We start from the raw sequence: 2,692 nt of genomic DNA, 5'->3' as shown, positions 1-2,692 counted from the left end.
ATTAACATATTGTGTAAAAAAATATTTATTTCTACATATAAAGTTTATTATTTTGTCTTGAAGTTTAAATTTAGATGAATAATTATATGCCTGAACTTTTTTATTAAAATAAAAGTATAGCCTACTCAATGTAGACTATACTTAAAAAATTATCCTAAAAACATTTTTAAATCATCTTCAACATTTGTTATTCCACCTATGCCAAAGTTTTCAACTAATACTTTAGTTACATTTGGTGATAAAAATGCTGGTAATGTTGGTCCTAAGTGTATATTTTTTACCCCTAGGTATAATAGTGATAATAATACTATTACTGCTTTTTGTTCATACCATGCTATATTAAATGCTATTGGTAATTCGTTTATATCTTGTAATTCAAATACTTCTTTAAGCTTTAATGCAATAAGTGCTAATGAATATGAATCATTACATTGTCCTGCATCTAATACTCTAGGTATTCCATTTATGTCTCCTAAGTTTAGCTTATTGTATTTATATTTAGCACATCCTGCAGTTAAAATCACAGTATCTTTTGGTAGTGCCTCTGCAAATTCTGTATAGTAGTTTCTTGATTTAGCTCTTCCATCACATCCTGCCATAACAAAGAATTTCTTTATAGCTCCGCTTTTCACTGCATCTACTACTGCATCTGCTAATGCAAATACTTGATTATGTGCAAATCCTCCAACTATTTCTCCTCTTTCTATTTCTGTAGGAGGTTGACAGTTTTTAGCTTGTTCTATTATTTCTGAGAAGTCTTTATCGTCTTCACTCTTACCTTTTATATGTTTAACTCCTGCAAATCCAGCCGCTCCTGTAGTATATATTCTATCTTTGTAAGTATCTTTTGGTGGTACTATACAGTTTGTAGTCATTAATATTGGTCCATTAAAACTTTCAAACTCTTCTTTTTGTTTCCACCAAGCGTTTCCGTAATTTCCTGCAAAGTGAGAATATTTTTTAAATGCTGGATAGTAGTGTGCTGGAAGCATTTCTGAGTGAGTATATACATCTACTCCAGTTCCTTCTGTTTGTTTTAATAATAATTCTAAGTCTTTTAAATCATGTCCTGATATAAGTATTCCTGGGTTATTTCTAACTCCTATATCAACCTTAGTTATTTCTGGATGTCCATAAGTTCCTGTATTTGCACTATCAAGTAAAGCCATTCCGTCTACTCCAACTTTACCAGTTTCTAAAGTTAATCCTATTAACTCATCTACACTTAAGCTATCATCTAAAGTCTTAGCTAAAGTTGATTGCATAAAAGCATTTATTTTTTCATCATCATATCCTAATGCATTAGCATGCTTCATGTATGCTGCTAGACCTTTTAACCCATATATTATTAATTCTCTTAAACTTCTTATATCTTCATCTTTAGTTGCTAAGACTCCGACTTTAGTTGACTTTTCATCTAATAATTTATTTATATCATCAAGAGTTAACTCTTTTCCACTTCCTAATATTGCATCTTTAATTTTACTTAATATACTTACCTTAACATCCATTTCTGCATTTGAACTTGCATTCCATAATGCAGCTTCTGATAAATTAGACTTATTGCTTAATTGCGATAATAAATCTTCTTTTGTTTTTAATGTTTCTTTTACTCTTGCATAAAATACTTCATCATCGAAGTTTGCATTAGTTATAGTCGTAAATAAATTTATAGTTATTAAATGATTTACATTGCTGCTTACTTTTTTACCTTCTTTTCTAAGTCTTGTTGTAACCTCTGATAATCCCTTAGTTGTATATATTAAAAGATCCTGCATTCTAGCTAAATCTGGTGATTTTCCACATACTCCAAATTTTGTACATCCTGTACACCCAGCTGTTTCTTGACATTGAAAACAAAACATTTTATTTTCCATAATAATTCCTCCAATTTTATAAATGTTCATTTTATATACACATTATATAGTTTAATTTATTTTGAATCTGTAACATAAGTTACTATTTTTAATTTTTATATTTTTTTGATTACATAATTCTCATCATCAGTTTTTGTATATTCAAAATCATTATTTATGGTATTTACAAATGATACTATCCATAAATCTCTAAGATTATAAAATATATTAACATCTACATTCTCATTTTCCCATATTTCCTTATGCACACATATTCTTCGTTTCCATCTTACGACATCATCTTCTAAAACGATTACTTCATTTACTCTATCACATGGCATTCCATCTAATATATAATCATTTATACTATTATATATTTCTTTTGCGTTAGTAATATTTTTTACAGAACTTAATTCCTTACCAGCTTTTACCCCTTGATTTCTATAAATATTTTCTATTTTTTTCAATGAGTTTGGATTATCTTCTAAAATTTTAGATGTCCACAACGCCATTCTTCCTTCTGATGAGTGTATTTTTTCTTGCAGCCATCCATGTATATTTCCTGTATCAATAATGTCTTCTAATTTTTTGCTTTCTAATTTTTCTCCATACTTTAAATTTATTTGTTTATTTAACTTTTCTATGTCTAGTCCTTTAGCCTCTGCTAAATTTATTATTTCGCTTTCTAAATCTTCAAACCAAAGTATTTTATTAAATAACCAGTAGTGAATTTTTCCTAAAAATAAGCTCATAATAAAACCTCCTATATTTATTAAATCTTTATTTTAAATAAGTATTTTAAATGCACTTTTAAAATTTTATTTTTCTTAACTTTC

General features: G+C 27.8%; 2 protein-coding genes. Both read right to left on the bottom strand.

The window, feature by feature from the left end; all coding sequences use genetic code 11:
• Positions 1-149: 149 nt before the first annotated feature.
• On the bottom strand, positions 150-1,877 hold the full coding sequence (gene hcp / locus VN21_RS11430) for a hydroxylamine reductase (RefSeq protein ID WP_046823398.1): 1,728 nt from the start codon (positions 1,875-1,877) through the stop codon (positions 150-152).
• Positions 1,878-1,972: 95 nt separating this feature from the next.
• Positions 1,973-2,608, bottom strand: coding sequence for a hypothetical protein (locus VN21_RS11425; protein WP_046823397.1), 636 nt, complete (start codon positions 2,606-2,608; stop codon positions 1,973-1,975).
• Positions 2,609-2,692 lie beyond the last annotated feature (84 nt).

Origin of the sequence: Paraclostridium benzoelyticum (assembly GCF_001006285.1) — a bacterium.
In the GTDB taxonomy this organism is placed as follows: Bacteria; Bacillota; Clostridia; order Peptostreptococcales; family Peptostreptococcaceae; genus Paraclostridium; species Paraclostridium benzoelyticum.
The sequence above is the reverse complement of the archived record's forward strand: the minus strand, read 5'-3'. Positions and strand labels throughout refer to the sequence as shown.